This window comes from Enterobacter sp. R-25 (assembly GCF_049913205.1).
Classification (GTDB): Bacteria; Pseudomonadota; Gammaproteobacteria; order Enterobacterales; family Enterobacteriaceae; genus Enterobacter; species Enterobacter ludwigii.
Genome location: NZ_CP183982.1, coordinates 1,609,468 through 1,628,117, shown reverse-complemented (window position 1 = coordinate 1,628,117; position 18,650 = coordinate 1,609,468). Strand labels below are relative to the sequence as shown.

General features: G+C 55.4%; 16 protein-coding genes. 7 read left to right on the top strand and 9 right to left on the bottom strand.

Annotated features, from left to right (window positions below; translation table 11 throughout):
- Position 1 precedes the first annotated feature (1 nt).
- The gene (gene fabA, locus ACN9MQ_RS07640; RefSeq protein ID WP_014169427.1) at positions 2-520 is read left to right on the top strand and encodes a bifunctional 3-hydroxydecanoyl-ACP dehydratase/trans-2-decenoyl-ACP isomerase; all 519 of its coding nucleotides are present in this window, start codon (positions 2-4) and stop codon (positions 518-520) included.
- Between the two features lie 72 nt (positions 521-592).
- On the opposite strand, the gene rmf is transcribed toward fabA, so the two are convergent.
- From rmf to rlmKL, 6 genes are all read right to left on the bottom strand, one after another.
- The gene (gene rmf, locus ACN9MQ_RS07635) at positions 593-760 is read right to left on the bottom strand and encodes a ribosome modulation factor (protein ID WP_013097261.1); all 168 of its coding nucleotides are present in this window, start codon (positions 758-760) and stop codon (positions 593-595) included.
- A 257-nt stretch (positions 761-1,017) separates the two neighbouring features.
- Positions 1,018-1,584, bottom strand: a complete 567-nt coding sequence (gene pqiC, locus ACN9MQ_RS07630) for a membrane integrity-associated transporter subunit PqiC (RefSeq protein WP_244047855.1) — start codon at positions 1,582-1,584, stop codon at positions 1,018-1,020.
- On the bottom strand, positions 1,581-3,221 hold the full coding sequence (pqiB, locus tag ACN9MQ_RS07625) for an intermembrane transport protein PqiB (RefSeq protein ID WP_020884796.1): 1,641 nt from the start codon (positions 3,219-3,221) through the stop codon (positions 1,581-1,583). The genes pqiC and pqiB overlap by 4 nt, the downstream gene beginning before the upstream one ends.
- Positions 3,222-3,225: 4 nt before the next feature.
- Positions 3,226-4,479, bottom strand: coding sequence for a membrane integrity-associated transporter subunit PqiA (gene pqiA, locus ACN9MQ_RS07620; RefSeq protein ID WP_014169424.1), 1,254 nt, complete (start codon positions 4,477-4,479; stop codon positions 3,226-3,228).
- A gap of 13 nt (positions 4,480-4,492) precedes the next feature.
- Positions 4,493-6,400, bottom strand: a complete 1,908-nt coding sequence (locus tag ACN9MQ_RS07615) for an ABC transporter ATP-binding protein (protein ID WP_014169423.1) — start codon at positions 6,398-6,400, stop codon at positions 4,493-4,495.
- A 12-nt stretch (positions 6,401-6,412) separates the two neighbouring features.
- A complete protein-coding gene (gene rlmKL, locus ACN9MQ_RS07610; RefSeq protein WP_014169422.1) occupies positions 6,413-8,521 on the bottom strand; it encodes a bifunctional 23S rRNA (guanine(2069)-N(7))-methyltransferase RlmK/23S rRNA (guanine(2445)-N(2))-methyltransferase RlmL in 2,109 nt (702 codons plus the stop codon).
- A gap of 98 nt (positions 8,522-8,619) precedes the next feature.
- Between rlmKL and ACN9MQ_RS07605 the strand changes: the two genes are divergently transcribed.
- Entirely contained in the window at positions 8,620-9,729 is a 1,110-nt protein-coding gene (locus tag ACN9MQ_RS07605; RefSeq protein WP_025204540.1) for a YcbX family protein, read from the top strand.
- Here the strand turns inward: ACN9MQ_RS07605 and zapC are convergent.
- Positions 9,726-10,268 (bottom strand): cell division protein ZapC, encoded by a 543-nt coding sequence (gene zapC, locus ACN9MQ_RS07600; protein ID WP_025204541.1) that lies wholly within the window; start codon positions 10,266-10,268, stop codon positions 9,726-9,728. The genes ACN9MQ_RS07605 and zapC overlap by 4 nt on opposite strands.
- Positions 10,269-10,433: 165 nt before the next feature.
- Positions 10,434-11,444: a quinone-dependent dihydroorotate dehydrogenase gene (gene pyrD, locus ACN9MQ_RS07595; protein WP_020884800.1), complete on the bottom strand. Its 1,011-nt coding sequence runs from the start codon at positions 11,442-11,444 to the stop codon at positions 10,434-10,436.
- 249 nt (positions 11,445-11,693) lie between these two features.
- On the opposite strand from pyrD, the gene ssuE reads away from it, so the two are divergent.
- From ssuE to ssuB, 5 genes are read left to right on the top strand one after another with little or no spacing between them, the layout of a single operon-like run.
- Positions 11,694-12,269: an NADPH-dependent FMN reductase gene (ssuE, locus tag ACN9MQ_RS07590; RefSeq protein WP_032681324.1), complete on the top strand. Its 576-nt coding sequence runs from the start codon at positions 11,694-11,696 to the stop codon at positions 12,267-12,269.
- Positions 12,262-13,224: a sulfonate ABC transporter substrate-binding protein gene (locus ACN9MQ_RS07585; protein WP_020884802.1), complete on the top strand. Its 963-nt coding sequence runs from the start codon at positions 12,262-12,264 to the stop codon at positions 13,222-13,224. The genes ssuE and ACN9MQ_RS07585 overlap by 8 nt, the downstream gene beginning before the upstream one ends.
- Positions 13,221-14,366, top strand: a complete 1,146-nt coding sequence (gene ssuD / locus ACN9MQ_RS07580; protein WP_014169416.1) for an FMNH2-dependent alkanesulfonate monooxygenase — start codon at positions 13,221-13,223, stop codon at positions 14,364-14,366. Before ACN9MQ_RS07585 ends, ssuD begins: the two co-directional genes overlap by 4 nt.
- Positions 14,367-14,375: 9 nt before the next feature.
- A complete protein-coding gene (ssuC, locus tag ACN9MQ_RS07575; RefSeq protein ID WP_020884803.1) occupies positions 14,376-15,167 on the top strand; it encodes an aliphatic sulfonate ABC transporter permease SsuC in 792 nt (263 codons plus the stop codon).
- On the top strand, positions 15,164-15,934 hold the full coding sequence (gene ssuB / locus ACN9MQ_RS07570; protein ID WP_426021270.1) for an aliphatic sulfonates ABC transporter ATP-binding protein: 771 nt from the start codon (positions 15,164-15,166) through the stop codon (positions 15,932-15,934). Before ssuC ends, ssuB begins: the two co-directional genes overlap by 4 nt.
- Positions 15,935-15,977: 43 nt before the next feature.
- Here ssuB and pepN read toward each other — a convergent pair whose 3' ends face one another.
- Positions 15,978-18,590, bottom strand: a complete 2,613-nt coding sequence (pepN, locus tag ACN9MQ_RS07565; protein ID WP_014169413.1) for an aminopeptidase N — start codon at positions 18,588-18,590, stop codon at positions 15,978-15,980.
- Positions 18,591-18,650 lie beyond the last annotated feature (60 nt).

The window sequence follows — 18,650 nt, the reverse complement described above, 5'->3', positions numbered from 1 at the left end:
CATGGTAGATAAACGCGAATCCTATACAAAAGAAGACCTTCTTGCCTCTGGTCGCGGTGAACTGTTTGGCGCTAACGGCCCACAGTTACCGGCCCCGAACATGCTGATGATGGACCGTGTCGTGAAAATGACCGAAACCGGCGGCAACTTCGATAAGGGTTACGTAGAAGCAGAACTCGATATCAATCCGGACCTGTGGTTCTTCGGTTGCCACTTTATTGGCGATCCGGTAATGCCTGGGTGTCTGGGTCTGGATGCAATGTGGCAGCTGGTTGGCTTCTATCTGGGCTGGCTGGGTGGTGAAGGTAAAGGCCGTGCGCTGGGTGTGGGCGAAGTGAAATTCACCGGACAGGTTCTGCCTACTGCGAAGAAAGTGACCTATCGTATTCACTTCAAACGCATCGTTAACCGCCGCCTGATTATGGGCCTGGCAGATGGCGAAGTGCTGGTAGACGGTCGTCAGATTTATACCGCAAACGACCTGAAAGTGGGTCTGTTCCAGGACACTTCCGCGTTCTGATTTCGCGTTGAGCGACCCCATAAAGGCGAAACCTCCGCAGTGCGGAGGTTTCTTTTTTTGAAAGAGACGTTATCAGGCTATGAGTGCCCTGTCGCCGATGGCTTCTCGCCAGCCTCCAAGCCATTGTGACCTTTGATTTATCGTCTGATAAGGACACATTTCTTTAGATCGTCCAGCGATGCCGGCCTGATAACCACGTTGATGAGCCCGTTCCAGGCGATCTCGTTTCTGTCTCTTCATGCCTCGTTTCCCTCATTCTTTTGTCTGGTGGAAAGAAAACAGTGTCTGCACAAACTTGCGCAGGCACAGATAACGAATACCCCGAATTAGTCGCAGCGTCAATGTTCAAAATTCATACGGGTGTCATATTTGTGAGCTACCTGGAAGATCATTTGTACAAAAATTGTGACCCGGCACAAGTAACGGTCTGAAGTGAAACTGAAAAAAAAACCGCAATCAGCAACAGGCCGACTGCGGTTTTTACCGATGAATTTTACTTATGGCAGCCGGGAAATCTCCCTGGCGATGCTGGCCGACTCTTGCGCCCAGCCCTGAGCCAGCACTTTCACCATTTCATCGTAGCCATCTTTCTGCTGTTTCAGCTCAAGATGGAAAGGACGCTTAATCATCTGGCCCTGATGGTTCAGTAACCACTCTCCGCTAATCACCACCGCACCGTCATAACGGCCATGGAAACCCGTAACCGTGACGTTCAGCGTATCCTGGTCGTTACCCAGCGGCTGCGAAGCGACAACCCAACCCGGAAGCTGGCTGCCCAGATTGGCCACCAGCGTGTTGCGCAGCTGCTGATCCAGCGGGCTGGCCCACAGGTTGTTTGTCGCAATCACGTATTTTACGTCGCTGGTCTGGTAGACCACGCCGTTGCCTGCCAGATAATCCGGCACGGCAACCTGCTCAACCCACAGCAGACGGTTTCCCTGACTGGCGATACTTTGTACCCCGTTTTGCGCTGCAAGAGGCAACTGATAGTAGCTCTTGTTCTCCACGCCTGAACTGCACGCCGTTAACAGCAGAGCGCCAACTATTAATAGCCATTTATTCATTCTTTTGCCCTCTTAGGCTCAGGATCCTTTTTATCTTTCGCTTCGAACACCAGCGCGTTGCTCTTCTCATTGAGCGTTTTCAGAACCGGCTGCAGTTCACGCAAAACCTGATCAAGACGTTGCATATCTGCCACCATCTTGTTGTACGCCGCCGAGCCAGGCTGGAAGCCCTGCATACTGCGGTTAAGCTCACGCAGCGTTTTCTGCATATCCTGCGGCAGCTGCTGCATACTCTGGCTTGCGGTGATCTTGTTGATGTTATCCAGCGTGGTTTGCAGGCGACGCATTGTTGCCTGACTTTCGCTGAGCGAACTGGTCGCGGCTTCAATCATCGGATTCAGTGGCAGATTGTTAATCTTATCCAGTGTCTCCATCAGACGCTGCTGGATCTGTGCCAGGCCGCTGCTCACCGTCGGGATGATCTTATAACCACCGAACTCCCGGATACCGGTAATCGGCGGGGCTTTTGGATAGAAGTCCATATCCACATACAGCGCACCGGTCACCAGGTTGCCCGTCTTCAGCGACCCACGCAGACCCCGGTTCATCAGTTCGGTAATATGCGTACCAATATCCTGATTCTCGCCAATCTGATTGAGCAGACGTTCCGGCTCAATGCGAATCAGCACCGGAATGCGGTAATCGTCATCCAGAACCTGCTGCAGACCCGGTACAAAGAACGGAACTTGCCCCACCGTACCCAGGCGAATGCCGCGGAATTCAACAGGCGCGCCCGGCTGAAGGCCACGGACGGAATCTTTAAAGAACATCAGGAAGTCGATGTGATCGGTATAGAGTGCGTCCTGAATGCTGCGTTGATCGTCAAAGAGCCTGAACGCCGTTTTCTCTGCAACCGGCTGTCCCAAATCTTGCCCTTCCGGCACATCAAAGCTTACACCGCCACCAAACAGCGTGGTCAGGGAGCCCATCTCCACGCGCATTCCCGCTGACGTCAGATCAACCGCGATCCCGCTGTCCTTCCAGAAACGGACGTTGCTGGTGACCAGCCGATCGTTTGGCGCGTTGATGAACAGCTGATAGCTGATGGTGCGCTTTTGCGGATCAAAGGTACTTGTTTCAACCGATCCCACGCGATAACCGCGGAACAGCACGGGATCGCCCGCCGTTAACTGGCCCGCTTTTTTACTGTCCAGGATCACGCGGATGCCTTTCGCATCTGGCGGCGCAAGCGGTGGCGAGTCAAGCAGCTGGTATTGCGCCGGCTGGCTTCCTTTTTTACCCGGCTGCAGTTCAATGTAGGCACCGGAGAGCAGCGTACCTAAGCCGCTGATCCCTTCACGTCCTACCTGCGGCTTGACCACCCAGAAAGCAGAATCACCGTGCAGCAGTTTTTCCATGCCCGCGTTCAGGCGTGCCTTGATTTCCACATGGGTTAAATCGTCGGTCAGGGTTGCGCTTTCAACCACGCCCACATCGACGCTACGGCTTTTGATGGTCGTTTTACCGCCCTCAATCCCCTCGGCATTGGTGGTGATGAGCGTCACTTCCGGTCCCTGATGGCTGTAATGATAAAACAGGATCCATGCACCGATCAGCGCGGTCACGATGGGGAAAATCCACACCGGCGACCAGTTTTTGACCTTCTGCACTTTCGCCTCTCCACTCTTATTTTCCATGCTCTTACTGTTCCTCATGGCTTGATTCAGGCTCACGATCCCACGATAAACGAGGGTCGAAGGTCATGGCCGCGAACATGGTCATAATAACGACCAGCGCAAACATTAATGCCCCCATCGCGGGATAAATACTCATCAATCCGCCCATCCGCACCAGTGCAGAGAGAACGGCAATAACAAACACATCAATCATTGACCAGCGTCCAACAAACTCGACGACTTCATAAATCAGGTGCATGCGTTCGCTGTCGCGTTTGCCATGGCCTTTCGCATCCCAGCAGAGCCAGGCAATAGCGATCATTTTTAACGTGGGTACCATAATACTGGCAATAAAGATCACCCCCGCAACGGGATAGGAGCCTTCACCCCACAGTAGTATTACCCCGGCAAGGATTGTCGAGGGCATTTTGTCACCGAGCAAATCGGTGATCATAATCGGCAGGATATTGGCCGGCAGGTACAACATGATGGAAGTCACCAGCAGCGCCATTGTCCACTGCAGGCTATTTTTACGTCGCACATATCCTTTTGTTTCGCAACGCGGGCACACATCCAGATCGGCTGGCAGCACAGCGGTGCAGCATGGGCAAGAACGAAGCCCCTGGCGGATGCCTGGCACCCCCACCTTTACCGTCTGCACCAGCCTCGGTGCCGGCGCGATATCGTCCCACGCCCAACGTCTGTCCACACACTGGAAGGCGCGCAGTTGCAGCACGCAATACAGACACCAGGGTACAAAACTGCTGCCGATACCCACATCGCCATACGCCATCAGTTTGACGAAACTGACCAGGATACCTGCCAGAAAGATTTCGGCCATACCCCAGCTTTTTAACTGGAACAGGATACGCGCGAGCCAGATTTTAAGCGCGAGGGGCATCGCGACGCGGTTCACCAGCAACAGAATGACGACCAGACAAAAAGCCGGGACGATCTGTACGAACAGGAGGAAAAAGGTGCCGAGGCTGGCATAGTCTTCCGAGAACATAACCCCCGGAATTTCAAGCAAATCGACCTGGCTGGTCATCCCTCCCACCTTCATATAAATGAAGGGGAAGAGATTGGAAAGCAGCAGCATGAACAACGCTGCCAGCGCATAAGCAGTGGGACGCTGCCTTGGTGCGTCCCACTCGGTTGTCAACGTCGTACCGCAACGGGGACACAGGGCTTTATGTCCGTGACCAAGCTCTGGCAACGCCACGAGCATATCGCATTGAGAGCATAATATATGCCTGTCGGCATGGTGCTGGTCACACATATTGTATCCCTGTTTATGCGCCGTTCTTCAGAGACTCAAGGTACTCCCAGCGCTCAAATGCTTCTTCCAGGGCTTTTTCAGCCGCGGACAGTTCTGCCAGTACTTTTTGAGTATAGTCATGCGATTGGGTAAAGAATGACGCATCAGCGACCTGCGCCTGCAGATCTTCAAGTGCGGCTTCCAGCTCTTCAAGACGCTGAGGGAGTCCTTCCAGTTCGCGCTGCAGGTTATAGCTTAGTTTAACCGAGGTTTTCTTGACAGTTTCTGCTTTTGTTACAGCAGGTTCGGAACTGGTTCTGGATTTAGCCTGTTTTAGCGCCTGAGACTGCGACTGCTGTCCTTTTGCATCGTGATAGCCGCCCACATACTGACCGATTCGCCCTTCACCTTCGAAGATCCAGCACTCAGTCACGGTGTTATCGACGAACTGACGGTCGTGGCTTACCAGCATCACGGTTCCCTGATAGCCGTCGATCAGCTCTTCCAGCAGTTCGAGCGTTTCCACGTCCAGGTCGTTTGTTGGTTCATCGAGGATCAGCAGGTTACTTGGCTTCAGGAACAGACGTGCCAGCAGCAGACGATTTCGCTCACCGCCTGACAACGCGCGTACCGGCGTCAGCGCGCGTTTCGGATGGAACAGGAAGTCCTGCAGGTAGCCCAGCACATGGCGCGGCTTACCGTTAACCATCACCTCTTGTTTACCTTCCGCCAGGTTATCCATCACCGTTCTGTCCGGATCCAGCTCCGCACGGTGCTGGTCGAAGTAAGCCACTTCGAGCTTAGTCCCGCAGTGAATGCGGCCGCTGTCAGGCTTCAGCTGATCCAGCATCAGCTTCAACAGCGTGGTTTTACCGCAGCCATTCGGCCCGATCAGCGCGATTTTATCCCCACGCTGAACCTGTGCGGAGAAGTCTTTCACCAGCACTTTGCCATCAACCTGATAGTTGACGTTTTCCATTTCGAAGACAATTTTGCCGGAACGGGAGGCCTCTTCAACCTGCATTCTGGCGCTGCCCATCACTTCGCGGCGCTCGCTGCGTTCACGACGCATCGCTTTCAGCGCGCGAACGCGGCCTTCGTTACGGGTACGACGGGCTTTGATGCCCTGACGGATCCAGACCTCTTCCTGCGCCAGCTTGCGGTCGAATTCAGCGTTCTGCAACTCTTCCACACGCAGGTTTTCTTCTTTCTCCAGCAGATAGGTATCGTAATCGCCAGGGTAGGTCACCAGCTTGCCGCGATCGAGATCGACAATACGCGTGGCCATATTGCGGATAAACGAACGGTCGTGGGAGATAAAGATAATGGTCCCGTTGAAGGTTTTGAGGAACCCTTCCAGCCAGTCTATCGCTTCGATATCCAGGTGGTTCGTCGGTTCATCCAGCAGCAGTACTTTCGGCCCGCTGACCAGCGCGCGGCCAAGCGCAGCCTTACGCAGCCAGCCGCCAGAAAGCGCCGACAGCTCCATGTCCGGTTCCAGTCCGAGCTGTGCCAGCACTTCATTGATGCGGTTTTCGAGCTGCCACAGGCCGTGGTGATCGAGCATCTCCTGCACTTTCGCCAGTTCGTTAAGATTCTTGTCGCTCGGGTCGGTCATCACCAGGTGAGAAATCTCGTGATAACGCTTCAGGTATTCGGCCTGCTCAGAGATACCTTCGGCAACAAAATCGTAAACGCTGCCGGTCACGTGACGCGGCGGATCCTGCTGCAGGCGAGAGACGATAAGATCCTGCTCGTAAACAATACGCCCGTCGTCCAGGCCCTGTTCGCGGTTGAGGATTTTCATCAGCGTGGATTTACCCGCGCCGTTACGGCCGACCAGACAGACGCGCTCGTTGTCCTCGATGTGCAGTTCTGCATTGTCGAGAAGCGGCGAGTCGCTGAAAGAGAGCCACGCGCCGTGCATACTAATTAAAGACATGTATTATTCCTTTCAGACCGCGGAGATCAACCAGCAGTTATGGATCTGACGATTACGGGCAAAGTCCTGGGACAGCGTTTTTTGGCTAATTTCTTGTGCTTTCAGTCCCAGAGCAGCCAGCCCCTCATGATCCATGCGGAAGCCGCGTTTGTTATTCGAGAACATAATGGTACCGCCCTTACGCAGCAGGCGTTTCAGGTCGGTCATCAGGCGCAGGTGATCGCGTTGAACGTCAAAGCTATCTTCCATACGCTTGGAGTTAGAGAACGTTGGGGGATCGATGAAGATCAGATCAAATTGTTCGTCCGTTTCGCGTAGCCAGCCCAGCACGTCAGCCTGCATCAGACGATGCTGACGCCCGGTGAGACCGTTCAGGCGCAGGTTACGTTCTGCCCATTCCAGGTAAGTACGGGACATATCCACCGTGGTGGTACTGCGCGCGCCGCCAAGGCCAGCATGCACACTGGCGCTGCCGGTATAGGAGAACAGGTTCAGGAAGTCTTTACCCTTGCTCATCTGGCCCAGCATGCGGCGGGCGATACGGTGGTCAAGGAACAGACCGGTATCCAGATAATCGGTCAGGTTAACCCACAGGCGCGCGTTGTATTCGCCCACCTCGATAAAGTCACCCTTCTCACCCATTTTCTGATACTGATTTTTCCCTTTCTGACGCTCACGGGTTTTCAGCACCAGTTTGTTAGGCGCAATGCCCAGCACCGAAATTGTTGCCGCAATCACGTCCAGCATACGCTGACGCGCTTTTTGTGCATCAATCGTTTTTGGAGGCGCATATTCCTGCACCACAACCCAGTCAGCGTAACGGTCAACCGCCACGTTGTATTCCGGCAGATCGGCATCATACAGGCGATAACATTCGATACCTTCCTGTTTCGCCCATTTTTCGAATTTCTTCAGATTCTTACGCAGGCGGTTAGCGTAATCTTCCGCCACACCCGATGGTTTACTGTCCGCCGCTTTCTCGGCCAGATGGTAGTTTTTCTGCACGCAGTCCAGCGGGCCGTTTTTCGCCTTAAACTGGCGTTCGGCACGCAGTTGCAGACAGCTCAGCAGTTCTGGCGAGGCGCTAAACAGCGACAGGTTCCAGCCGCCAAAGTCATTTTTCATATTACGGCCCAGCAGGCTGTGCAGGGCAATCAGCGCCGGTTCGCTATCAAGACGCTCGCCGTAAGGCGGGTTGCTGATAACGGTACCGTATGGGCCTTTTGGCAGCGGATTGGTCAGGTTCGCGACGTCTTTCACCTCGAAGGTGACCAGCTCGCCGATACCGGCACGGCGGGCGTTGCTGCGCGCACGCTCAATGACGCGTGAGTCGCTGTCAGAGCCGTAGAAATGGGAGGTGTACTCCGCCAGACCTTTACGTGCACGGGTCTGCGCTTCGTCTTTGACCTCTTTCCACAGCGCCTCATCGTGCTGCGCCCAGCCACTGAAGCCCCAATGGCCGCGGTGCAGGCCCGGTGCGCGGTCGGTGGCCAGCATAGCGGCCTCAATCAGCAGCGTACCGGAGCCACACATCGGGTCGAGCAGCGGTGTGCCTGGCTGCCAGCCGGAACGCATCACGATGGCGGCGGCGAGAGTCTCTTTGATGGGCGCCATACCGGTACGATCGCGATAACCACGCAGGTGCAGACCCGCGCCGCTCAGATCCAGAGAGATACTGGCGGTGTCGCCGTTGAGCCAGACGTTGATCCGCAGATCGGGATTTTCACGATCGACGTTTGGGCGTTCCTTATTTTTACGCGTGAAGCAGTCCACAATGGCGTCTTTGACGCGCAGGGCACCGTACTGGCTGTTGCGGATCTCATCGTTCACGCCATTAAAGTGCACGGCAAAGGTGGCATTCGGGGAGAAGATCTCTGTCCAGTCGATCATCTGTACGCCGGTGTAGAGGTCAAGGTCGCTGTAAACCTTGCACTCTTTCATCGGCAGCATGATGCGTGATGCCAGACGGCTCCACATCAGGCTCTGGTAAATAAGCCGTGTGTCGCCCTCAAAATGGACACCACCCTGAACCACCTGGCACTCTTGCGCGCCCAGGGTTTCCAGTTCAGTTTTTAACAGCTCTTCCAGCCCACGGGCCGTACTGGCAAACAGAGAATTCATATCGTCACTTTTACTCTTAGAAAATTGTCGCGCATTATAGCTAATATGGCGTGTATGTCATAAAGTTGAAGGCTTATTTTCATTCGAGGGGCTGTGCAGTGGCGACGTTATCCAGGCTTTTTATTCATCCGGTGAAATCCATGCGCGGGATCGGCGTTTCACACGCGCTGGCCGACATGAGCGGATTTGCCTTCGATCGTATCTTTATGGTCACCGAACCTGACGGTACGTTCATTACCGCACGCCAGTTCCCACAAATGGTTCGCTTTACCCCTTCCCCGCTTTATGACGGTTTGCATCTCACCGCGCCGGATGGCTCCAGCGTGGTGATCCGCTTTGCTGATTTTGCGCCTGTCGAAGCGCCAACGGAAGTGTGGGGCAATCATTTTACCGCGCGCATCGCCCCGGATGACATTAACCGCTGGCTGAGCGGCTTCTTCTCCCGGGATGTGCAGCTGCGCTGGGTCGGCCCGGCGCTGACGCGGCGCGTTAAGCGCCACGAGGCGGTCCCGCTCTCATTCGCGGACGGCTTCCCCTTCCTGCTGACTAACGACGCCTCCCTGCGCGACCTGCAGCGTCGCTGTAAAGCCAGCGTCCAGATGGAGCAGTTTCGTCCCAACCTGGTTGTTACAGGCGCTGACGCCTGGGAAGAGGATACCTGGAAGGTGATCCGTATCGGCAGCGTGGTATTTGATGTCGTGAAGCCTTGCAGCCGCTGTATCTTTACCACCGTCAGTCCCGAAAAAGGCCAGAAACACCCTTCCGGCGAGCCGTTAAAAACCCTGCAGTCATTCCGCACAGCGCAGGACAATGGCGATGTTGATTTCGGCCAGAACCTCATTCCGCGCTCAAGCGGCGTCATCCGCGTGGGCGACGAAGTCGAAATTCTCGCCCGTGGACCCGCAAGAGTGTATGGCGCAGGTCAGGAAGAAGAGTTCGTCGACGTTGAGACGCCAGCCAGCTCGCCCGTAGACATTCACTGGCAGGGCACCGTTATCCGCGGCAACAATCAGCAGGTTTTACTTGAACAGCTGGAACAAGCGGGGATCCGCGTACCTTACTCCTGCCGGGCAGGCATCTGTGGGTGCTGTCGAATCAAGCTGGTCGAAGGGGAAGTCAGCGCGCTGAAAAAATCCGCGATTGGCGATGATGGTACAATTCTGTGCTGCAGCTGTATTCCGAAAACGTCGGTACAGCTGGAAGCTTAAACGGCCTGCTCGAGGCTGAAAGCGTCTACGCGTTGCTGCGGTTTCAGCCTGTCATTCATTACCTTAATGGCATCCCCCAGTTGCATCGTCCGCCCGGCAATGGTCACTCCGGGCTGGGCCAGCAGACAGAGTGCGGCATTTTCGCCAGGCTCAACCACCAGCAGGCTCACCTCTTCAGCGGTATCGCTCAGGTTTACGCTCGCCGCATCGCCGGTGGCGGGGGTCCAGTTCATGCTGTGCGGTAAAAAATGCCAGCTTTTCGGCATTTGCGGTTTCAGGAATCGAATAGCCACTAACGCGTTTAATACCAGTTCGGCACGCTGCTCTTTAGAAAGCACCAGGTCGCGGCATTTTTCTTCAAAGGAGAAATAAAGCGCAGCGTCGTCAACACAAAAGCCTGACGGGGAGAAGGCGTCCGGGGTTAACATTCGGCGAGCAAAACGGGAACGAAACAACATACCATTGGCTAAATCGAGCATCATGCGATCATGCTCGTCACAAAAATACCAGCGCCAGTTATCGTCAGGTTTAATTCGCATGTTTCTCTCCCGTCCCCAAACTTCCTGTACTAAAAATGTCCTGTTCGCCGCTTCGTTTATAACACCATTAATAAAAGACTATAATGACTAAATAAGCAACAATGACGGAATATAAAACAACCAGGGCTGGAAATAAAGCCCTGGTTGTCTGATAAAGAGAAAAGATTAGATATGAGTAACGATTTCTTTAATCAGCTGCGGTCCTTTAAAAATAAAACCGGAATAGATTTGCACCAGTGAGGCACCCGCCGCCATCTTCTCGCGAGCCGCGATCACGGAGTCGATACCACCGACGCCAATAATCGGCAGTCGTCCTTTTAATTCTGCTGACAGGGCACGAATAATTTCTGTGCTTTTTAATTGTACCGGACGTCCACTTAACCCACCCGCTTCGTCACAGTTTTTCATTCCCTGAACGAGCGAGCGATCGAGTGTGGTATTGGTCGCAATCACCCCGTCAATATTATGGCGAACTAAACTGTCGGCAACCTGGATCAATTCTTCAGCAGAAAGATCCGGTGCGATCTTAACCGCGACCGGAACATATTTATGGTGGATCGCCTGGAGCTCATTTTGTTTATTTTTAATGGCACTCAGAAGATCGTCCAGTGCTTCGCCATATTGTAAAGAGCGCAGACCCGGGGTATTTGGTGAGGAAATATTCACCGCAATATACCCCGCGTAGGCATAGACTTTTTCCATACAAATCAGATAGTCATCTTTACCCTGCTCTACCGGCGTGTCTTTATTTTTGCCAATATTGATGCCTAATACACCATCAAAATGGGCTTTTTTTACGTTCTCAACAAGGTGATCAACGCCGAGGTTATTAAAGCCCATGCGGTTGATCAGCCCTTCGGCTTCGACCAGGCGGAACAGACGCGGCTTATCATTACCTGGCTGCGGACGCGGCGTGACGGTACCGATTTCGATGGAGCCAAAGCCCATCGCGCCCAGGGCATCAATGCACTCACCATTTTTATCCAGACCTGCCGCGAGACCCAGCGGATTTTTAAAGGTCAGGCCCATGCATTGCACAGGTTTTTCCGGCACGTTTTGACGCACCAGTGCGGCCAGCGGCGTTCCGGTAATACGACGTAACTGCTGGAATGTAAATTCATGAGCGCGCTCAGGGTCGAGCTGGAAAAGGGCTTTACGAACGAAGGGGTAGTACATGAACTCTCCTGGATTCCCGGTGTGCAAACCGGGAGGGGATTATGTGCGATCCGGCCCGGAAAGGGAATTGACCTGTGGCAAAAAAAACACCGTTAGACGCAATCGTTTACCTCGCAGCCCCGTTCTTATGCGCTTTTTCGCATTTAAATTGCAGATAAATCATTTAGTGGAATAACCGGGCAGTGTCACACTCCTGAAAATTGTTATGAATGTTAGATAAAAGCAAACAATTAGTTATAAGGAGCATGCATGCGCGTCATAACCCTGGCCGGAAGTCCACGATTCCCCTCTCGCTCCAGCGCACTGCTGGAATATGCCCGTGAAAAGCTCAATGCTCTGGATGTGGAAGTATGCCACTGGAATCTGCATAACTTCGACCCCGAGGATCTGCTCTACGCCCGTTTTGACAGTCCGGCGCTGCAAACGCTGACTGAACAGCTTAAAGGGGCTGATGGCTTAATCGTGGCGACGCCGATCTATAAAGCTTCGTTTTCCGGGGCCCTGAAAACCCTGCTCGATCTGCTGCCTGAACGTGCGCTGGACGGCAAAGTGGTTCTCCCACTGGCAACGGGCGGCACGGTGGCCCATTTACTGGCGGTAGATTATGCCCTTAAGCCGGTACTCAATGCGCTAAAAGCGCAGGAGATCCTCCACGGCGTCTTTGCCGACGACTCGCAGGTTATCGATTATCAACACAAGCCTCACTTCACGCCGAATCTGCAAACCCGCCTCGACAGCGCCCTGGAAACCTTCTGGCATGCCCTGCACCGCAGAGATATCCACGCCCCGGCGTTTAACCCGTCACAGGGAGTCGCCCATGTTTAAAAGATTAACCCGTCTCGGACTGGCCGGGCTGTTAGCGCTCACCTCGCTGGCCCACGCGGCAGAGACGGCGCCTGAACATTTACGCATCGGCTATCAGAAAGGCAGCGTCAGTATGGTGCTGGCTAAAAGCCATCAGCTTCTGGAAAAACGCTTCCCGAAGACCACATTCTCCTGGATTGAGTTCCCTGCTGGCCCGCAAATGCTGGAAGCCCTGAATGTCGGAAGCATCGACCTCGGCAGCACCGGGGATATTCCGCCAATATTCGCGCAGGCGGCGGGGGCCGACCTGGTTTATGTCGGCGTTGAGCCGGCCAAGCCGAAGGCTGAGGTCATTCTGGTCCCTGAAAATAGCACTATTAAGACGGTCGCCGATCTCAAAGGCCACAAGGTTGCATTCCAGAAAGGCTCAAGCTCACATAACCTGCTGCTGCGGGCCCTGCAGGAGGCGGGGCTTAAATTCACCGACATTCAACCCGTCTATTTGACGCCGGCTGATGCTCGCGCCGCTTTCCAGCAGGGCAATGTCGACGCATGGGCTATCTGGGATCCCTACTACTCCGCAGCTTTACTGCAGGGTGGCGTGCGGGTATTAAAAGATGGCACCACGCTGAAACAAACCGGCTCGTTCTATCTCGCCGCGCGCCCGTATGCGGAAAAGAATGGCGCTTTTATTCAGGATGTTCTCAACACCTTTACTCAGGCGGATGCGCTAACGCAAAGCCAACGTCAGGAAAGCATTACCCTGCTGGCGAAAACCATGGGCTTACCTGAGCCGGTGATCGCGAGCTATCTCGATCACCGTCCACAGACCACCATTACCCCGGTGGACGCACACGTCGCTGCGCTGCAGCAGCAAACCGCAGATCTCTTCTATCAAAATCGCCTTGTTCCAAAACAGGTGAATATTCGCGAACGCATCTGGCAACCCGCAGGCAAAGAAGGAACCAAATCATGAGTCTGAATCTTTTCTGGTTTTTACCCACCCACGGTGATGGACACTATCTTGGCACAGAAGAGGGTTCACGCCCGGTTGACCACGGCTATCTGCAGCAGATTGCGCAGGCAGCTGACCGAATCGGTTTTACCGGCGTACTGATCCCCACCGGACGCTCGTGCGAGGATGCGTGGCTGGTAGCCGCATCGATGATCCCCGTGACCCAACGTCTGAAGTTCCTCGTGGCACTGCGCCCGAGCGTGGTCTCCCCGACCGTCGCGGCGCGCCAGGCGGCAACGCTCGACAGGCTCTCTAACGGCCGGGCCCTGTTTAACCTGGTCACCGGAAGCGATCCGCAGGAGCTGGCGGGTGACGGCGTGTTCCTCGATCACACCGAACGCTATGAAGCGTCCGCCGAGTTCACCCGCGTCTGGCGACGTCTGCTGGAGGGGGAAACCGTCACCTTCGAAGGTAAACATATTCACGTTCGCGACGCCAGGCTCTACTTCCCGCCGGTGCAGCAGCCGCGCCCTCCTCTTTACTTCGGCGGCTCATCAGATGTGGCGCAGGATCTGGCGGCAGAACAGGTTGATCTCTACCTCACCTGGGGTGAGCCGCCCGAGCTGGTCAAAGAGAAAATTGCCCAGGTGCGCGCCAAAGCGGCAGCGCATGGTCGCAAGGTGCGCTTTGGTATTCGCCTGCATGTGATTGTGCGTGAAACCAATGAAGAAGCCTGGCAGGCGGCCGACCGGCTGATCGCGCATCTCGATGATGAGACTATCGCTAAAGCTCAGGCGGCGTTTGCGAAAACCGACTCCGTCGGCCAGCACAGAATGGCGTCATTGCACAACGGTAAGCGCGAGAATCTGGAGATCAGCCCGAACCTGTGGGCGGGCGTCGGCCTGGTGCGCGGCGGTGCGGGTACCGCGCTGGTCGGCGACGGTCCAACGGTGGCTGCGCGGATCAATGAATACGCGGACCTGGGTATCGACAGTTTTATCCTCTCCGGTTATCCGCACCTGGAAGAGGCCTACAAAGTGGGCGAGCTGTTATTCCCGCATCTTGATGTCGCCATCCCGGACGTACCGCAGCCCCGCCAGCTCCAGCTTCAGGGCGAAGCCGTGGCTAACGAGTTTATCCCGCGAAGAGCCGCACAAAGCTAAGGAGTTGCCATGAATGCCCCCTCACAAAAATGGTTGCTACGTGCCGCCCCATGGTTTTTACCCGTTGGCATTGTGCTTGTCTGGCAACTCGCGTCTTCTGCCGGCTGGCTGTCGAGCCGTATTCTGCCCTCTCCGGAGGGCGTAATAGAGGCATTCTGGTCGCTGAGCGTCAGCGGCGAACTCTGGCAGCATCTGGCCATCAGCTCATGGCGCGCGGTAATTGGTTTTTCGATTGGTGGAAGCATCGGCCTGGTACTGGGTCTGATCAGCGGGCTTTCTCGCTGGGGCGAGCGGCTGCTCGATACCTCCATTCAGATGCTGCGTAACGTGCCGCATCTGGCGCTGATCCCGCTGGTCATTTTGTGGTTTGGTATTGATGAGAGCGCCAAAATTTTTCTCGTCGCGCTGGGCACGCTGTTCCCGATTTACATTAATACCTGGCACGGGATCCGCAACATCGATCGCGGACTGGTCGAAATGGCACGCAGTTACGGCCTGTCCGGTTTTGCCCTCTTTATGCATGTGATCCTGCCGGGCGCCCTGCCCTCCATAATGGTCGGCGTGCGCTTTGCGCTCGGCCTGATGTGGCTGACGCTGATTGTGGCAGAGACCATCTCTGCAAACTCAGGGATTGGCTATCTGGCGATGAACGCCCGCGAATTCCTGCAAACGGACGTGGTGGTGGTGGCCATTATCCTCTATGCCCTGCTCGGCAAACTTGCCGACGTCAGCGCCCAGTGGCTGGAACGCAGCTGGCTGCGCTGGAATCCAGCCTATATTTCACAGGAGGCTAAAGCATGAATACTGCCCGACTGACTCAGGGTACACCGCTGCTCCTTAACGGTGTCACGAAGCGCTATGGCGAAAACACGATTCTCAACGCGCTGGATCTGCATATTCCTGCCGGACAATTTGTCGCCATTGTGGGCCGCAGCGGCGGCGGCAAGAGTACGCTGTTACGCCTTTTAGCCGGGCTGGAATCCCCCAACGGCGGCGAAATTCTGGCAGGCGCGACACCGTTGGCCACTATTCAGGATGATACCCGCATGATGTTTCAGGACGCGCGCCTGCTGCCCTGGAAAACGGTGATTGATAATGTCGGACTGGGCCTCAACGGCAACTGGCGGGATGAAGCCCGCCAGGCGCTGGCCGCCGTAGGGCTGGAAAACCGTGCGGATGAATGGCCTACTGCGCTCTCCGGCGGGCAGAAGCAACGCGTGGCGCTGGCGCGAGCGCTGATACATCGTCCGGGCTTGCTGCTGTTGGATGAGCCACTCGGCGCGCTCGACGCCCTGACGCGAATCGAAATGCAGGACCTGATTGCCGCGCTCTGGCAAAAGCATGGCTTTACGGTACTTCTGGTGACGCACGACGTGAGCGAAGCCGTCGCGATGGCAGACCGCGTGCTGCTAATAGAAGAAGGGAAAATCGGTCTTGATGTCACGGTCGATATTGCGCGTCCGCGCCGCGTAGGGTCGGCAAGACTGGCAGAGCTGGAGGCGGAAGTGCTGAATCGGGTGATGAAGCGCGGGGTCAGCGAGCGAGCGTTAATGACGGCTCACGGCTGACATCCTCCCTTTCCCACCGGGAGAGGGAGGATGGGTCTTTCGATCAGGCCAGTGCCTTAGCGATCTTCTCGTACAGATCGCCAGACAGGTTTTCCAGCCCTTTCAGCTGCTCAAGCGCAGCACGCATTTTCGCCTGGCGCTGTGCATCATAGCGTTTCAGACGGATCAGCGGCTCAATCAGGCGTGACGCCACCTGTGGGTTACGGCTGTTCAGCTCGGTCAACATTTCCACCATAAACTGATAACCGCTGCCATCTTCCGCATGGAACGCCGCCGGGTTGCTGCTGGCAAACGCGCCAATCAGGGAACGCACGCGGTTTGGGTTGCTCATGGTGAAGGAGCGATGCTTCAGCAGACTGCGTACATTGCTGAGGGCATCGGCCGCCGGGCTGGTGGCCTGCAGGATGAACCACTTGTCCATGACCAGACCATCCTGATGCCACTTGTCATCGTACTCCTGCATCAGCGCATCACGGCATGGCAGTTCGGCGGCAACACTTGCAGCCAGGGCTGCCAGCGCGTCGGTCATGTTGTCTGCTTCGTGATACTGCTTGCTCACCAGCGTGTTTGCCAGCTCGCGCTCACCGAAGGCCAGATAACGCAGGCAGGTGTTACGCAGGGAACGTTTACCGATGTCAGCATGTTCCACACGATAAGCGTCAAGCTTATTAGCGTTGTAGATTGCGAGGAATTCGTCTGCAAGCTCGTTCGCCAGCGTACGGGTCAGCGCTTCACGCACCGCCACAATGGCAATCGGATCGATGATGTCGAACAGTTCGGCGATTTCGCCTGCGGATGGCAACGTCAGAATTTCAGCCGCCAGCGCCGGGTCAATCTTCTCATCCAGCAGGACTGCACGGAATGCGTCCGCAACGTGAACCGGCAGCGACAGCGGCTGGCCCTGCTGATGACGATTAACGTTCAGCTTGATGTAGGTCGCCAGCAGGCTTTGCGCCGCATCCCAGCGTGAGAAGTCATTGCGTGCATGGCGCATCAGGAACGTCAGTTGCTGGTCGCTCCACTTATATTCCAGTTTCACGGGCGCAGAGAATTCACACAGCAGCGCGGGAACCGGCTGGAAATAGACGTTATCAAAGATAAAGGTCTGTTCCGCCTGGGTCACGTTCAGGACGTGGTGGACCGGATGGCCGCCCTTCTGCAGCGGGATCACGTTACCCTCGTTGTCATACAGTTCAATACTGAACGGAATGTGCAGCGGGTGTTTTTCTTCCTGCTCTGCCGTTGGCGGTGTGCGCTGGCTGATGGTCAGGGTGTACTGCTCGGTTTCCGGGTTGTAGTCGTCTTTGACGGTGACAATCGGCGTCCCGGCCTGGCTGTACCAGCGGCGGAAATGGGAAAGATCGACATTAGACGCATCCTCCATCGCCTGCACAAAATCGTCGCAGGTGGCTGCGCTGCCGTCATGACGCTCGAAGTAGAGCTGCATCCCTTTCTGGAAGTTCTCTTCACCCAGCAGGGTATGGATCATGCGGATAATTTCCGCCCCTTTTTCGTACACCGTCAGGGTGTAGAAGTTATTCATCTCGATGACTTTATCGGGACGGATAGGGTGTGCCATTGGGCTGGCATCTTCCGCAAACTGCAGGCCACGCATGGTGCGCACGTTGTTAATGCGGTTCACCGCACGGGAACCCAGATCGGAACTGAACTCCTGGTCACGGAAGACGGTCAGGCCCTCTTTCAGGCTCAGCTGGAACCAGTCACGGCAGGTGACGCGGTTTCCGGTCCAGTTATGGAAATACTCGTGTCCGATGACGCGTTCAATATCCAGGTAATCTTTATCGGTCGCGGTATCGGTTCGCGCCAGCACGTATTTGGAGTTAAAGACGTTAAGACCTTTATTCTCCATCGCGCCCATGTTGAAGAAGTCGACAGCAACGATCATATAGATGTCGAGGTCATACTCGAGGCCAAAGCGCTCTTCATCCCACTTCATGGAGTTGATAAGCGAGGTCATCGCCCATGGCGCGCGGTCCAGATTGCCGCGGTCGACGAACAACTCCAGCGCGACGTCGCGGCCTGAACGGGTTTTGAACGTATCACGCAGCACGTCGAAATCACCCGCCACCAGCGCAAACAGGTAGCACGGTTTCGGGAACGGATCCTGCCACTGTACCCAGTGGCGACCGTTTTCCAGCTCGCCTTCACCTACGCGGTTGCCGTTGGAAAGCAGGAACGGATAGAGGGTTTTATCGGCGATGATTTTCGTTGTAAAGCGTGCCAGCACGTCCGGGCGGTCAAGATACCAGGTAATGTGGCGGAAACCTTCGGCCTCACACTGGGTGCACAGGGCCACGCCAGACTGGTAAAGCCCTTCCAGCGCCGTGTTGGCAGCTGGGCTGATTTCATTCACGATGCGCAGCGTAAAGCGTTCCGGCAGGTTGTCGATAACCAGCTGGTTGCCTTCTATTTTATAGTCAGACCATGCTTGATCATTGATCTGCACGGAGACCAGCGTCAGGTCTTCACCATCCAGACGCAGCGGCACAGCCGTCGCGCTCTGGCGCGTGAGCTGGCTTACCGCCGTGACAACGGTTTTAGTGGCATCCAGGTCAAAAGTCAGATCGATATCGCTAATCAGGTAATCCGGCGCACGGTAGTCGTGGCGGTATTTGGCTTGTGGCTGTTGTGTCATAGAAAACCTTATGCATCGTTTGTCGAATAACGAATCCAGTCTATTCCTGTTGTGTAAAAC

Bases quoted from the DNA above. Each gene is read 5' to 3' on its own strand.
- zapC (WP_025204541.1), bottom strand. From the start codon at position 10,268: ATGCGAATTAAACCTGACGATAACTGGCGCTGGTATTTTTGTGACGAG.
- ssuB (WP_426021270.1), top strand. From the start codon at position 15,164: ATGAATACTGCCCGACTGACTCAGGGTACACCGCTGCTCCTTAACGGT.
- pqiC (WP_244047855.1), bottom strand. From the start codon at position 1,584: ATGAATAAATGGCTATTAATAGTTGGCGCTCTGCTGTTAACGGCGTGC.
- ACN9MQ_RS07615 (WP_014169423.1), bottom strand. From the start codon at position 6,400: ATGTCTTTAATTAGTATGCACGGCGCGTGGCTCTCTTTCAGCGACTCG.
- pqiA (WP_014169424.1), bottom strand. From the start codon at position 4,479: ATGTGTGACCAGCACCATGCCGACAGGCATATATTATGCTCTCAATGC.
- ssuE (WP_032681324.1), top strand. From the start codon at position 11,694: ATGCGCGTCATAACCCTGGCCGGAAGTCCACGATTCCCCTCTCGCTCC.
- ACN9MQ_RS07585 (WP_020884802.1), top strand. From the start codon at position 12,262: ATGTTTAAAAGATTAACCCGTCTCGGACTGGCCGGGCTGTTAGCGCTC.
- ssuC (WP_020884803.1), top strand. From the start codon at position 14,376: ATGAATGCCCCCTCACAAAAATGGTTGCTACGTGCCGCCCCATGGTTT.
- pepN (WP_014169413.1), bottom strand. From the start codon at position 18,590: ATGACACAACAGCCACAAGCCAAATACCGCCACGACTACCGTGCGCCG.
- rmf (WP_013097261.1), bottom strand. From the start codon at position 760: ATGAAGAGACAGAAACGAGATCGCCTGGAACGGGCTCATCAACGTGGT.
- pyrD (WP_020884800.1), bottom strand. From the start codon at position 11,444: ATGTACTACCCCTTCGTTCGTAAAGCCCTTTTCCAGCTCGACCCTGAG.
- ssuD (WP_014169416.1), top strand. From the start codon at position 13,221: ATGAGTCTGAATCTTTTCTGGTTTTTACCCACCCACGGTGATGGACAC.
- fabA (WP_014169427.1), top strand. From the start codon at position 2: ATGGTAGATAAACGCGAATCCTATACAAAAGAAGACCTTCTTGCCTCT.
- pqiB (WP_020884796.1), bottom strand. From the start codon at position 3,221: ATGGAAAATAAGAGTGGAGAGGCGAAAGTGCAGAAGGTCAAAAACTGG.
- rlmKL (WP_014169422.1), bottom strand. From the start codon at position 8,521: ATGAATTCTCTGTTTGCCAGTACGGCCCGTGGGCTGGAAGAGCTGTTA.